9 protein-coding genes are annotated in these 13,959 nt (G+C 59.4%); 7 read left to right on the top strand and 2 right to left on the bottom strand.

What is annotated here, in order from left to right; translation table 11 throughout:
* The first annotated feature begins 30 nt into the window (after positions 1–30).
* The 6 genes from GV827_RS17840 (at position 31) to GV827_RS17865 (ending at position 9,849) form a co-directional block, all read left to right on the top strand.
* On the top strand, positions 31–1,005 hold the full coding sequence (locus tag GV827_RS17840) for an ABC transporter permease (protein ID WP_164355172.1): 975 nt from the start codon (positions 31–33) through the stop codon (positions 1,003–1,005).
* A complete protein-coding gene (locus tag GV827_RS17845) occupies positions 1,002–1,883 on the top strand; it encodes an ABC transporter permease (protein ID WP_164355173.1) in 882 nt (293 codons plus the stop codon). Before GV827_RS17840 ends, GV827_RS17845 begins: the two co-directional genes overlap by 4 nt.
* Positions 1,880–2,863: an ABC transporter ATP-binding protein gene (locus GV827_RS17850; protein WP_164355174.1), complete on the top strand. Its 984-nt coding sequence runs from the start codon at positions 1,880–1,882 to the stop codon at positions 2,861–2,863. The genes GV827_RS17845 and GV827_RS17850 overlap by 4 nt, the downstream gene beginning before the upstream one ends.
* A complete protein-coding gene (locus tag GV827_RS17855; RefSeq protein WP_164355175.1) occupies positions 2,860–3,873 on the top strand; it encodes an ABC transporter ATP-binding protein in 1,014 nt (337 codons plus the stop codon). Before GV827_RS17850 ends, GV827_RS17855 begins: the two co-directional genes overlap by 4 nt.
* Before the next feature lie 250 nt (positions 3,874–4,123).
* A complete protein-coding gene (locus GV827_RS17860; protein ID WP_164355196.1) occupies positions 4,124–5,875 on the top strand; it encodes an autotransporter assembly complex protein TamA in 1,752 nt (583 codons plus the stop codon).
* The gene (locus GV827_RS17865; RefSeq protein WP_164355176.1) at positions 5,875–9,849 is read left to right on the top strand and encodes a translocation/assembly module TamB domain-containing protein; all 3,975 of its coding nucleotides are present in this window, start codon (positions 5,875–5,877) and stop codon (positions 9,847–9,849) included. Before GV827_RS17860 ends, GV827_RS17865 begins: the two co-directional genes overlap by 1 nt.
* On the opposite strand, the gene GV827_RS17870 is transcribed toward GV827_RS17865, so the two are convergent.
* Positions 9,846–10,352 carry a flavin reductase family protein gene (locus GV827_RS17870; protein WP_164355197.1) on the bottom strand — a complete coding sequence of 169 codons (507 nt, stop codon included), beginning with the start codon at positions 10,350–10,352 and terminating at the stop codon, positions 9,846–9,848. The two genes, GV827_RS17865 and GV827_RS17870, sit on opposite strands and share 4 nt — an antisense overlap.
* A 185-nt stretch (positions 10,353–10,537) precedes the next feature.
* A complete protein-coding gene (gene acs, locus GV827_RS17875) occupies positions 10,538–12,499 on the bottom strand; it encodes an acetate--CoA ligase (RefSeq protein ID WP_164355177.1) in 1,962 nt (653 codons plus the stop codon).
* Positions 12,500–12,923: 424 nt separating this feature from the next.
* Between acs and GV827_RS17880 the strand changes: the two genes are divergently transcribed.
* Positions 12,924–13,943: a C4-dicarboxylate TRAP transporter substrate-binding protein gene (locus GV827_RS17880; protein ID WP_164355178.1), complete on the top strand. Its 1,020-nt coding sequence runs from the start codon at positions 12,924–12,926 to the stop codon at positions 13,941–13,943.
* Positions 13,944–13,959: the final 16 nt, after the last annotated feature.

Raw genomic sequence — 13,959 nt, forward strand, 5'->3', positions numbered from 1 at the left:
CGGCCCTTGTTTTGCCCGTAAGGAGAGCTGATGCTCGGCTTTATCATTCAGCGTTTTCTGCAGGCCGTGGGCGTCATGGCCGTGATGTCAGTGATTGTCTTTTGTGGTGTCTATGCCATCGGCAATCCCATCGATATCGTGATCCCACCCGAAGCGACGCAGGAAATTCGTGCCGAGGCGATCCGCAGGCTGGGCCTCGACCGGCCTCTTTACGAGCAATACTTCATTTTCATGGGCAACCTGCTTCAGGGGGATCTGGGGCGGTCTTTTGTCTACAACATTCCGGTATTGGAACTGATCGGCGGGCGATTGCCTGCAACGTTGGAACTGGTGCTGATTTCGGTCATCACCGCCACGATTCTGGGCGTGACACTGGGCGTCTACGCGGGATACCGGCCCGACAGTTGGCTCTCCAAGACAATCATGGCGGTGTCGGTGCTGGGGTTTTCAGTGCCGTCCTTCTGGGTGGGTCTGATCCTGATCCTGACTTTTGCCGTGAACCTTGGCTGGTTGCCTGCCGGGGGACGGGGCGAAACCTTGGATATCTGGGGTGTCGCATGGTCATTCCCGACGTTGAATGGGCTCAGCCACATCGTGCTGCCCGCGATCAATCTGGCGCTGTTCAAGCTGGCGATGATGATCCGCCTGGCGCGCGCCGGTACGCGCGAGATCATGCTGACCGATACCATCAAGTTTGCCCGCGCAGCAGGCCTGTCAGAGGGCACGATCCTGCGCCGGCATCTGCTCAAATTGATTTCCATTCCGATCATCACCGTCTTCGGGCTTGAGCTGGGCTCGACCTTGGCCTTTGCTGTCGTGACTGAGACGATCTTTAGCTGGCCTGGCGTTGGCAAGCTGATCATTGACAGCATCGGCGTGCTCGACCGACCGGTGATGGTGGCCTACCTGATCCTCGTGGCCTTCCTCTTTGTGACGATCAACTTTGTAATTGATCTGGTCTTTGCGCTGATTGACCCGCGCGTGCGCAAGGGAGCCACCGCATGAGCCAGCCCAGCACACCGCTGCGCCGTTTCTGGGCGGAGTTCCGCGAGAACAGGGTCGCCGTCGTGGCGCTGATTATCGTGGTAGTGATGATCCTGTTGGCCATCTTTGCGCCGCTGGTATCACCGCAGAACCCCTATGATCTGGCGAACCTGTCTTTGATGGACAGCCGCCGCCCGCCTGGTTTCGTGGGGTCAGGCGGCTACACGCACCTGCTGGGCACTGATCCGCAGGGGCGCGATTTGCTGTCAGCGATTTTCTATGGTCTGCGGATTTCGATCCAGATCGGCCTTGCCGCCGGTTTCGTGTCGCTGACAATCGGGTCGGCGCTGGGCATCCTTGCGGCCTATATCGGCGGACGCGTTGAAGTGTTGATCATGCGATTGGTGGATTTGCAGTTGTCCTTTCCTGCGATCCTACTGGCGCTGGTCATCGTCGCACTGCTGGGGCAGGGCCAGGCGCAATTGATCGGCGCGCTGGTGGCGGCGCAATACGCGTATTTCGCGCGCACAGCTTACGGCGCGGCCAAAGCGGAGCGCGGCAAAGACTATATTGAGGCCGCCGTCGCAACCCCGCTCAGCAGTCTCTTGGTGGTCCTGCGGCATCTGCTCCCAAACTGCACGCCGCCGCTGATCGTTGTGGCCACAGTGCAGATCGCCAACTCCATCTCGCTTGAGGCGACTCTCAGCTTCCTTGGCCTCGGCTTGCCGGTGACAGAGCCGTCGCTGGGCATGCTGATCTCGAACGGGTTCCCTTACATGATGAGCGGGCGCTACTGGATTTCCGTCTATCCGGGCGTGGCGCTGATCATCCTGATCGTGGCGATCAACATCGTCGGGGACCAGGTGCGCGACCAGTTCAATCCGAGGCTGCGCCGATGACCGATCCTGTTCTCAGCGTTCAGAATTTGCGCACCCATTTCTTTACCCGTGCAGGAGTGGTCAAGGCGGTCGATGACGTGTCATTCGATCTGGCCCCCGGAGAGATCATGGGGCTGGTCGGCGAAAGCGGTTCGGGCAAGACCGTCACCGGCTTTTCGCTACTGGGTCTGGTGGATGAACCGGGCCGTATCGTCGAAGGGTCGATCAGATTGCAGGGTACCGAGCTTACCACGCTTTCCGATGCGGAACTGCGCAAGCGGCGTGGCCGGGAAATTTCGATGATCTTTCAGGATCCTATCGCAACGCTGAACCCGATGCTGACCATTGGCCAGCAGATGCGGCTGGCCATCGACGCGCATGAGCGGCTCAGCAAGCGTGCGGCAGAGGCGCGTTCAGCGCAACTGCTGGAACAGGTCGGCATACCTTCGGCATCGGCACGGCTGCGCGCCTATCCGCATGAGTTTTCGGGCGGTATGCGCCAACGTGTCGCCATCGCTATTGCCCTGTTACACCGTCCTGCGGTGATCGTGGCAGATGAACCGACAACGGCGCTGGATGTCTCCATTCAGGCGCAAATCCTTTTCCAGATGCGCGACCTTGCGGCCGAGACCGGCACCGCCCTGATCTGGATCAGCCATGACCTCGCCGTGGTTTCAAGCCTCGCGAGCAAGTTGGCGGTCATGTATGCAGGCCGGATCGTGGAGCAGGGGCCAACGGCAACGCTGCTGCGCGATCCGCGACATCCCTACACGGCTGGCCTGATTGCCTCGCTTCCAGCTATGACTGCGCCGGGCACGCCACTCACGCAAATTCCTGGCACCACGCCGTCGCTGCTGTCCCTGCCGCCGGGCTGTCCCTTTGCCCCGCGCTGCGAGTTTGCGACAAAAGCCTGCATGGCGGAACCAGAGATGCAGACAGCGGGTGGTCGCGGCTGGCGCTGTTTCCACCCGGTTGGTCACACGGCAGAGGCCCTCACATGAACGACTTTGTGCAAATCAATGATGTGAACCGTCTTTTCGGGCCAAACCTCAGCACGGGTGAGAAAATTGCAGCCAAGCTGGGCGGAAAAGTTGAGACCCGGTCGGTCCGGGCGGTATCAGACGTGACGCTAAGCGTGCGCAGGGGCGAGACGCTGGGTTTGGTAGGCGAATCCGGCTGTGGCAAATCCACACTGGGCCGTCTGATCGCGGGCATCCTGTCGCCAACATCTGGCACCGTTTCCATTGGTGGCGCTTCAGTAATGCAGAATGGCACGAAGGTGACGACGCGCGTTCAGACCGTGTTTCAGGATCCGTTTGCCAGCCTCGATCCGCGCATGAAGGTGGGCGATACCGTATCCGAGGGGCCCATCGCCCACGGTCTCACGACGAAATCAAATGCACGCACCTATGTCGCGGAATGGTTTGAACGGGTGGGCCTAGACCCTGTCTGGGTTGATCGATATCCGCATCAGTTCTCGGGGGGGCAGCGCCAGCGGATCGCGATTGCGCGTGCACTTGCCATGCAGCCCGACGTGCTGATCTGTGACGAACCTGTCGCGTCATTGGACGTGTCGATACAGGCGCAGATTATCAACCTGTTTCTGGAACTGACGCGTGACCTGGGGCTGACCACAGTGTTTATCAGCCATGACCTTTCTGTCGTGCAGCACGTCAGTGACCGGGTGGCAGTCATGTACCTTGGCAGGATCGTTGAACTGGGACCGGTGGCGGAGGTTTTTGGCAATCCGGCCCACCCCTATACCGCAGCGCTTTTCGGCAGCGTGCCCAAGCTGGTGCTGGATGCTGATGAGCTTGTGCGCTTTGACACGATAGAAGGAGAAGTGCCTTCACCCCTGTCGCCGCCGTCCGGATGTTACTATCATCCGCGGTGTCCGCTCGCGACGGCGGAGTGCCGGGCCAACCAACCCGTGACGCAGCCCGTATCGGACCTTCGTGCGGTCGCATGCCATAATTCTGAGCAGCAGCTGGCAAAAGCATCGGCTATTTGAACTTTTTTCTGAGTTGGCGCGTCCCCCCGAGCGGTAAAGTGATCCCAGTTTTGATGGAACAGATTGTTTGCGCTCTATGGTGACTTGGCATTAGATCGTCCTAACTCAAAGTCAGACCGAGATGTCGGGAGATGATCGCGGCCAACCGCGACGGTCCGGGCGCAAAATAAGGGCGATTGGTGTGCAATTGACGGCAGAGCATTGGATTTCAATAAGGCTGGCGCAGGGTATCTGTGCCATAGGCTTCGCGATGTTTGCAGTGGCGGGGCATGCTGCTGACGTCCGTCTGACAGGCATCCCGCAAGACAGCGATCTCTTTCAGAGCTTGCAAGGTGGGTCATTGCTGTTTGAGCAATCCGCAGAAGAAATCACCCCCTCAACCCAAGAAGTTGTCGCAGCGGCTCAGGCCGATTACGGTCGTCTGCTGGCCGTTCTTTACGACAACGGGCATTTCGGCCCCGTCATCACAATCACGCTCGACGGCATTGATGCTGCAAACATTCCGCCAGTCCAGCCGCCGCGCAAGATCGACACCGCCGTAATCAAGGTTGATCCCGGCCCGTCCTTTCGGTTTGGCCGCGCCACAATCGCGCCGGTGGCCCCCGGTACGACCCTGCCTGAGGGATTTGCCACAGGTCAGACCGCTCGCTTGAGCGTGCTGAAAGACGCGGTGGCAGAGGGTGTGGATGGTTGGCGTGCGCAGGGCCACGCGAAGGCCGAACTTGCCAGCCAGGAATTGACCGCACGGCACCCCGACAGGACGATCAACGCTGATCTGCGTCTGGCACCGGGGCCAAAGCTGCGATTTGGCCCGCTGAGGGTGAAAGGCAATCAGGCGGTCAGGACCGAGCGTATTCTTGAGATCGCAGGCCTGCCCGTAGGCCAGACCTATTCCCCCGATGAATCGCGCCTTGCCACAGCACGCTTGCGCCGCACAGGCACCTTCAACGCCGTTGCCCTGATAGAAGCAGACCGTATCGGCCCGAACGAGACGCTGCCGATTACCGCGCAGGTGACAGAGGCGCCGCCGCGCCGCTTCGGTTTCGGAGCCGAGCTTGGATCGCTTGAAGGACTGACATTGAGCGCCTTCTGGCTGCACCGCAACTTTTTCGGTGGGGCAGAGCGGCTTCGTGTTGAAGGTGAGGTAAAAGGTATAGGTGGCAACTCAGGCGGGGAAGATTACCGCCTTGGGGTGCGATTTGAACGACCAGCAACCTTCAATGAAGACACGGATTTCTATGCGTTGGCTCAGATCGAGCAGTTGGATGAAGTGAATTTCTTTTCCCGCCGGGCGGATATTGGGGCCGGTATCAAGCGCATCGCGAATGAAAACCGCACCTATACGCTGGGCCTTGGATTGCGCAGGGCTGAAACGCGCGATGTGTTCGGCGAAAATAGATATACGCTTCTGACCCTGCCGTTGGGGGCCGAGTTCGACTACCGCGACAACATGCTGGACGCGCAGAAAGGCTACTACATCAAGGCAGGGGTTACCCCGTTTCTGGCGGTCAGTGGTTCTGATAATGGCGTGCGCAGTTTCGTCGATGCCCGGATCTACCGGACATTCGGCACCGCCCGACCTGTAACCTTTGCGCTGCGCGGACAATTGGGATCAGTCTATGGACCAGACCTAAGCGAGGCCCCGGCGGATTACCTGTTCTACTCGGGCGGCGGCGGGACCGTACGTGGCCAGCCTTATCAGGCGCTCGGAGTTGATCTGGGCGGAGGTGATGTCGTGGGTGGACGCAGCTTTTTGGCCGTTTCCGCCGAAGCGCGGGTCAAGATCACCGATACGATCGGTTTGGTGGGATTTGTGGACGGCGGCTATGTCGGATCGGAGGAATTCTACGATGGCTCTGGTGAATGGCATTCGGGTGCAGGGGTCGGGCTGCGGTACAACACCGGGATCGGTCCGATACGGTTGGACCTTGCTGTGCCGACGTCCGGACCTGAAACTGACGAGAACTTTCAGGTCTACATCGGTATAGGGCAGTCGTTCTGATGCGGTTCCTGGCTCATTTCCTGACGGTCACCGTCTTTTATATCCTGTCTCTGACCGCCGCCATTGCCCAAGAGGATGACAAGGGCTTTCTGACACGCACCCTTCAGGATTTGCTCAGCGGTGCGGGGCGCACGGTCAGCATTGACGGCTTCGCCGGCGCGCTCAGTTCTTCGGCTTCCTTTGACCGGATGACGATAGCGGATAGCGACGGCATCTGGCTGACGCTGGACGACGTGGTGCTGGAGTGGAACCGCTCTGCCTTGTTGCGGGGACGTCTGGAAGTTCAGAGCCTGTCGGCTGAGCGGTTGGACGTAGACCGTCTGCCTGTCCCGGAGAAAGACGCGTTGCCCGACGCCGAGGCAGCGCCGTTTAGCTTGCCCGAACTCCCGGTTGCCATCCGGATCGAGGCATTTTCTATCGCGCAGATCAATCTCGGCGCGCCGCTGTTGGGCGAGGCCGCGCAATTGTCTGTCACCGCCTCGGCGCGGCTGAATGACGAATTGGCGAATATAGACCTGCAGGCACTACGCACCGATGCCAAACGTGGCGAGTTCATCGTGAAAGCCAACTTTGAACGCAGTGACAGTATGCTTGATCTGTTGCTTAAGCTGGATGAGGGCGCAGAAGGTATCGCCGCGAAGGTGCTGAACCTGCCGGGCCAGCCGACCGTGAAAATGTCCGTAGAGGGCAGCGGTCCGTTGGATGACTTTACTGCCGATGTCGCCGTCGCAACCGACGGTGCGGAACGGCTTGCCGGTCAGGTTACGCTCGGCACCCAGACGCCGCGCCGTGCCTCGGACACGCCGGACCGCCGCGTTCAGGCTGATATCGGTGGGGATATCACGGCCTTGCTTGCCCCCCGCTATCGGGAGTTTTTTGGCGAAGACGTCAACCTGACCATTGATGCCCTGCTGGAAAGCAGCGGGGCAATTGAGATCAGCACCTTCGCCTTGAACGCGCAGGCCGCGCAATTGGAAGGAAAGGTCACCCTGAATCAAGAGCGTTGGCCCAGCCTGATCGATATCAGTGGACGTGTTGCCAACCCTGATGGCACACCGATCCTGCTACCGGTGGGGGGCGATGGTACATCCGTAGAGGACGTGACACTGCGCGTTGATTATGATGCCGCCAACGGCGATGCTATCGACGCCGCTTTTGACATTGTCGGGCTGTCGCTGAACGGTGTGTCCATCGATCAGACGTCACTGTCGCTGGATGGTGTGTTGCAGGCGAATGTTGGCCGGGTTGGCCAGTTCAACGGCGATTTGAGTTTTGCAACCGACGGGCTTGCCCTGTTGGATCAGGCGTTGTCCGAGGCTCTGGGTCAGCAGCTGCGCGGGCAGGCAAGCATTGCCTATACCGAAGGTCAGCCCTTGGAGATCAGCGGTCTGAACCTTTCTGGGACGGACTATCAGCTGTCCGGCAACGCGCGGATTGAGGGGGGCGAGACCGGTCTGAGCACGCAGCTTGACGCAACGCTGGAGGCCCGTGATCTTAGCCGGTTTTCGGCTCTTGCTGGGCAAGAATTGGACGGACAGACGACATTGGCGCTGAACGGTAGGGTCGTGCCGCTAGGTGGCCAATTCGACGTTACCGCAACGGGAAATACGCGGGACCTTGTTGTTGGTATTCCGCAGGCTGACGCGGTACTGGCCGGTCGCACGGATGTAAGCCTCGCAGCGAGACGAGATGAAACAGGGACGTTCTTACGAGACCTTGTGCTTGAGAACGACGCACTAAGCCTGGCCGGACAGGCCGAGTTGCGGACCGATAACAGCCGGGCGGAGGCGCGTTTCCAACTGAAAGATATCGGGCTTGTCCTTCCTCAGTACTCGGGCCCCGTGAGCGTGACTGCGACGGCTTTGCAGAATACGGCGGGCTGGACAATTGATGCCGCAACCAATGGCCCCTACGGCGCGGCGCTGACAGCTCAAGGACTGGCCACAGGCCCTAATGCATCCCTGCAATTCACGGCAGATGTCCCTGATGCCAAACCATTCGCGGAACAGGTCGAAGGGCCGGTTAGGGCTACCGGCACGCTGCGCCAGACGCCAAACGGTTGGCAGATCGACACCAGTGCCACCGGTCCCTATCAGGTCACGGCAGACGTTCAGGGGGTGATCGCACCACAGGTGAATGTCAGCTTTGATCTGTCATTGCCGGACTTGCGCCCGCTGGTGCCGCAAGTCTCTGGCCCGTTGAACGCGACAGGCACACTACGTCAGACCGATCAGGGTTTCATGATCGATACCCGCGCAAGTGGTCCGTACGGTGCCACCGCGCTTGTTGAGGGGTTGGCCACAGGGCCGGACATGCGCCTGTCCTTTGATCTTTCGATGCCAAACGTGAACCCGCTTGCCCCCGGCGTTTCCGGCCCCTTGTCAGCGAACGGTGTTGTCAGGCAAACGACTGACGGTATCGCGGTGGAAGCGACCGCATCAGGTCCTTATTCGGCGCAGGCAGTCGTCGACGGGGTGGTGACTGGGCCACGGGCGAATGTCGATTTCAGCCTGAGCATGCCCAACATCGGGGCGCTGGTCGACAAGGTTAACGGGCCACTTAATGTCAACGGAACTGCGCGCAGGGAAGGTGCCGGTTGGCGGCTTGACACGGACGCGAGCGGACCGTCCGGCACGCAAGCTACTGTCGCCGGGCTGGTCAACGGTGATGGAACCCTGAACCTGAACATCAACGGATCTGCGCCCTTGGGGCTCAGCCGTCCGTTTCTGGCGCCGCGCGATTTGCAGGGCCAGGCCCAGTTTGACCTAAGCGTGAATGGCCCTGCGGCGCTGTCGTCAGTGTCGGGTACAATCCGTACCCAAGCGGCGACGTTTAGTGCCCCCAACCTGCGCTTTGCGCTGCAAGGGATCGCCGCCGACGTCCGCATCGCCAACAACCGTGCACAGCTTGAGGTCAGCGCAAACGCAAGCAATGGCGGCAGAGTGCGTGCAGATGGGGCGATAACCCTCACACCCTCAATGCCTGCCGATATCCAGATCGGGCTTGAAAATGTCGTACTGATCGACCCTCGTCTTTACCGCACCTCTGTCAGTGGCGCGTTGCGCCTGGCGGGGCCGCTGACAGGCGGCGCGCGGATCGATGGGCAGGTCGATGTTGGAGAGACAACGGTAAACGTGCCCTCGACCGGTCTGACCAGCATCGGCGATATTCCCCCGATCACGCACATCGGTGCGACGCGACCCGTCATGTCCACCCGCCGCAAGGCGGGGTTGGATACTGCCGCTGCGGGCGACGATCCTGCGGCGCGCAGCGGGGAGGGATTTGGATTGAACATCCGGGTCAATGCACCGAACCGCATCTTTGTGCGTGGGCGTGGCTTGGATGCGGAACTTGGCGGCGCACTCAGGCTAACCGGCAACACCAACAGGATCATCTCTGCCGGTCGTTTCGACCTGTTGCGGGGACGCTTGGACATCCTTGGAAAACGGTTTGATCTGATCGAGGGCTCAATCCAGTTTCAGGGTGATTTGATCCCCTACATTCGCTTTGTCTCTGCAACGAACACCCAGACGGGCGAAGTACGCGTCGTTGTTGACGGACCAGCGGACGCGCCCAAGGTCAGCTTTGAATCCACGCCCGAGGCACCGCAGGACGAGGTCTTGGCCCAGCTCCTATTTGGGCGGAAAATATCTGAAATTTCGCCATTTCAGGCGCTGCAACTGGCCAATGCTGTTGCCACCTTGGCGGGGCGCGGTGGCGTGGGTGTGATCAGCAATCTACGCCAGGGCTTCGGTCTGGACGATCTGGATATCACGACAACCGACAGCGGCGCGACGGCAGTGCGCGCGGGCAAGTACATCTCGGAAAATGTCTATACGGACGTTACGGCCGCATCGGATGGCACGGGTGAGGTGTCGCTCAACCTCGACATCACGTCGAACCTCAAAGGCAAGGCAACGCTAGGCTCTGACGGCAACAGCGGTATCGGGGTATTTTTCGAGAAAGACTATTAGGTTTTCGGCTTGAACGTCCCAAACCGGCCTTGGTCAAACAGCAATCCAGCCCCTTCGCCGGGACGTTCGGCTGCGTGCCTGATCTGTCCCACGATCAAGGAATGATCCCCAGCCGGGTGCACCGCGAAACGCTCGCAGTGAAACGCCGCCAGACATCCAGACAGTTGCGGTGCGCCATCCGCCCCCTTGGTCCAGCCAAAGTCGCTGAAATCATGTCCTTGCGTCGCAAAATGATGCGCTACATCCTGCTGGTCCTCGCCCAGAATGTGGATGCAATAGTGCTTGGCATTGGCAAATGCATCATGCCGTTTGGACCGTAGCGCCGCAGACCACAGCACCAGCGGCGGATCCAGAGATACTGATGAAAACGAATTTGCCGTCATGCCCAGAGGACCGCTTTCGGTAAACGTCGTGATGACGGTCACACCTGTGCCAAAGCGCCCAAAGGCGCTGCGCAGGGCACGCCCGTCGGTTGGCGCAAATGAAATCATGTCGTTGTCCATCGCGCTGTGCGGTGCCACGCCCTGACCGATTTGTCCATAGATGCCCATGCTTTGGCCTTTCCTGTCTGCCTCGCGCGTCAGATAGCGCGCGTCGGCTGTCGGGCCAGAAACTAAAACGCGACCCGGACCATATCAGGTCCGGATCGCGGCATTTCTGTGCAGTTGTGGCGCAAACCGCTTTTGCGTCAGCTTTTTCGGTTCATCCGGTTTTCGATCAGGTCATCGACAACAGCCGGTTCTGCAAGTGTTGACGTGTCGCCCAACGCCCCAAAATCATCTTCGGCGATCTTGCGCAGGATGCGCCGCATGATCTTGCCCGACCGGGTCTTGGGCAAGCCGGGCGCCCATTGGATCAGGTCTGGCGAAGCGATGGGGCCAATTTCGTTGCGCACCCAGTTGCGCAACTCTGTCCGCAATTCATCGGTGGGTTCTTCGCCCCCCATCAGCGTCACATAGCAATAGATGCCCTGTCCCTTGATATCATGGGGATAGCCGACAACCGCTGCTTCGGCGACCTTTGAATGCGCAACCAGCGCGCTTTCGACTTCCGCGGTGCCCATCCGGTGGCCGGACACGTTGATCACGTCGTCAACGCGCCCCGTGATCCAGTAATCGCCATCCGCGTCCCGCTTGCACCCGTCGCCTGTAAAGTAATAGCCGGGATAATCCGCGAAGTAAGTTTTCTCGAACCGCTCGTGATCGCCCCAAACGGTGCGCATCTGACCCGGCCAGCTGTCCGCGATGACAAGCACGCCTTCGGCGGGATTGTCGATAAGTTCCTCTGCGGTAGTAGGTTCCAGCACCTTGGGTTGGATGCCGAAGAACGGTTTCATCGCAGCCCCCGGTTTCATGGCATGTGCGCCGGGCAGGGGGGTCATCAAATGTCCGCCTGTTTCAGTCTGCCACCACGTGTCGACAATCGGGCAACGGCCCTGTCCGACAACGTTGTTATACCAGTTCCAGGCTTCAGGGTTGATCGGCTCACCCACTGTTCCCAGCACCTTGAGGCTGCTGAGATCGCATTTGGTCACGAAATCATTGCCTTGACCCATCAGCGCACGGATGGCTGTGGGGGCGGTGTAGAACTGGTTGACCTTGTGCTTTTCGCAGACCTGCCAGAAACGGCTGGCGTCAGGATAGGTTGGCACCCCTTCGAACATCAGCGTTGTGGCGCCATTGGCCAGCGGACCGTAGACAATATAGCTGTGGCCCGTAACCCAGCCGACATCAGCCGTGCACCAATAGATATCGCCATCGTGGTAATCGAAGGTGATCTCGTGGGTCATCGCGGCATAGACAAGATAGCCGCCTGTTGTGTGTACAACGCCCTTCGGTTGACCGGTTGAACCGGACGTATAGAGAATAAACAGGGGGTCTTCGGCACCTACTGCCTCGGGTGGGCAGTCGTCTGAAACTTTCTCAAGCTCTTCATGCAGCCAGAAATCCAGATCACCGCGCCAGGCGACCTGTTGGCCCGTACGTTTCACGACCAGACATTTGACGTCGTCAAAGTCGTTCAGCAGCGCCTGATTGACGTTATCCTTAAGGTTCGTCACCCGACCGCCGCGCGGCGCACCGTCGGAGGTGATCACCAGCTTTGCGTCACAGCCGTTCACCCTCGCGCCAAGAGCATCCGGCGAGAAGCCCGCGAAAACGATGGAATGAATGGCCCCAATCCGTGCACAGGCCAGCATCGCGTAGGCGGCCTCTGGGATCATCGGCATATAGATTACCACGCGGTCACCTTTGCCGATCCCGAGGTTCTTCAGAACATTTGCCATGCGCGAGACGTGGCCGTGCAGTTCGTTATAGGTGATGTGCTGCGCTTCATCATCAGGGCTGTCCGGTTCCCAGATGATCGCGGTCTGATCGCCGCGTGTTTCAAGATGGCGGTCAATGCAGTTGGCGGCCACGTTCAGCTGGCCGTCGGCGTACCAGTTGATCTTGACGTTACCGAGTGTGAAATCGACGTCCTTGACCTGACTGAAGGGCTTCATCCAATCCACACGCGCCCCTTGCTCGCGCCAGAAGCCTTCCGGATCGTTGATCGAGGCTTCGTACATCTCAGTATAGCGGGCAGCGTTCACATGTGCGTCTGCGGCCATCTCGTCGGATGGTGGATATGTTTTTGCATCCTTATCGGACATCGGTCGTTCCTCCCTTGGCAGTCTTTTTGCGTCAGACGGTAGTTTGTTACGACGTCTACGCTTCTCCTCGCCCGTGATCATAACGCGCTGTGAAAGGAAAGGAACAAGCAACAGGAAAGAGAGGGTTTCGCTGTAAAGGATTTTCCGTGCGCGCCATCGGTTTGTAAACTTTTGCATTGTGATTTGCCGGAAAAGAAACAGCGGCTTCGCACAGTCTGTTAGGGACCGGGCGCTGGTTTCACTCGGCAACCACACCCAAAACCGCTTGGACAGGTCAAAAATCAGGCGACGACCATCTGCTCTGCGCCAATCTGTCTCAGGGCGGTCCGCCTGATGAACGCACGGGGTTGGCAGTCCCCTGCCATCACGCTAGCTTGCACGCCAAGCGCGCCGCGGAGGGCGCGCAGTAACGGGAGAAACATCAATGACCAAGTTTTTGAGCGGCGCAGCTGTTTGCGCCATTAGCTTTGCATTTGTCAGCGAAGCTGCGGCAACTGAATGGAACGTCTCTGTCTGGGGCAAGCGCCGTGCGTTCACTGAACATGTCGAAAAGATCGCCGAGCTTGTATCCGAAAAGACCGGTGGCGAGTTTACCATGAACATCAGCTATGGCGGTCTGTCGAAGAACCGCGAAAACCTTGACGGTATTTCAATCGGCGCGTTTGAAATGGCGCAGTTCTGCGCGGGCTATCATGCAGACAAGAACCGCGTTGTTACTGTTCTGGAACTGCCGTTCCTGGGCGTTGAGAACCTTGAGCAGGAACGCGCCGTATCGCGTGCCGTCTATGCACACCCTGCTGCAGCCGAGGAAATGGCACAGTGGAATGCCAAGCTGCTCATGACCTCGCCCATGCCTCAGTACAACCTTGTTGGCACCGGCGAACCTCGGACAACTCTTGAGGATTTCAAGGGCATGCGCGTCCGCGCGACCGGTGGTCTGGGCAAGGCATTTGAAGCCGTTGGCGCCGTCCCCACATCCGTGACCGCGACAGAAGCCTATCAGGCGATGGAATCCGGCGTTGTTGATACGGTGGCGTTTGCCCAGCACGCGCACCTGAGCTTTGGCACGATCAATCAGGCGGACTGGTGGACAGCCAACCTGAACCCCGGCACGGTGAACTGCCCTGTGGTCGTGAACATCGACGCCTACGAGTCGCTGTCCGATAACGAGCGCGAAGCGCTTGATTCCTCGGTAGAGGAAGCGCTGGATCACTACCTTGCGAACTACGCTGAGTTGCTGAAGCGCTGGGATGCCGTGCTTGAGGAAAAAGGTGTGCAAAAGGTCGAGATCGCGCCTGAAGTCCTGGAGGAATTCCGCGCGGCCGCAGCAGCCCCCGCACGCGACGCATGGATCGCTGACATGGAGTCCCAAGGCCTGCCGGGCCAGGAGCTTTATGATCTGGTGATCAAGACTCTTGAAGAAGTCAAAGCTGGCGGCAGCTAAGAAGAAAATGTCGGGC

It is taken from the genome of Sulfitobacter sediminilitoris (genome assembly GCF_010667575.1).
GTDB lineage: Bacteria > Pseudomonadota > Alphaproteobacteria > Rhodobacterales > Rhodobacteraceae > Sulfitobacter > Sulfitobacter sediminilitoris.

Coding starts and splice junctions, on each gene's coding strand:
- GV827_RS17860 (WP_164355196.1), top strand. CDS start 4,124: ATGTTTGCAGTGGCGGGGCATGCTGCTGACGTCCGTCTGACAGGCATC.
- acs (WP_164355177.1), bottom strand. CDS start 12,499: ATGTCCGATAAGGATGCAAAAACATATCCACCATCCGACGAGATGGCC.
- GV827_RS17865 (WP_164355176.1), top strand. CDS start 5,875: ATGCGGTTCCTGGCTCATTTCCTGACGGTCACCGTCTTTTATATCCTG.
- GV827_RS17855 (WP_164355175.1), top strand. CDS start 2,860: ATGAACGACTTTGTGCAAATCAATGATGTGAACCGTCTTTTCGGGCCA.
- GV827_RS17850 (WP_164355174.1), top strand. CDS start 1,880: ATGACCGATCCTGTTCTCAGCGTTCAGAATTTGCGCACCCATTTCTTT.
- GV827_RS17845 (WP_164355173.1), top strand. CDS start 1,002: ATGAGCCAGCCCAGCACACCGCTGCGCCGTTTCTGGGCGGAGTTCCGC.
- GV827_RS17880 (WP_164355178.1), top strand. CDS start 12,924: ATGACCAAGTTTTTGAGCGGCGCAGCTGTTTGCGCCATTAGCTTTGCA.
- GV827_RS17870 (WP_164355197.1), bottom strand. CDS start 10,352: ATGGACAACGACATGATTTCATTTGCGCCAACCGACGGGCGTGCCCTG.
- GV827_RS17840 (WP_164355172.1), top strand. CDS start 31: ATGCTCGGCTTTATCATTCAGCGTTTTCTGCAGGCCGTGGGCGTCATG.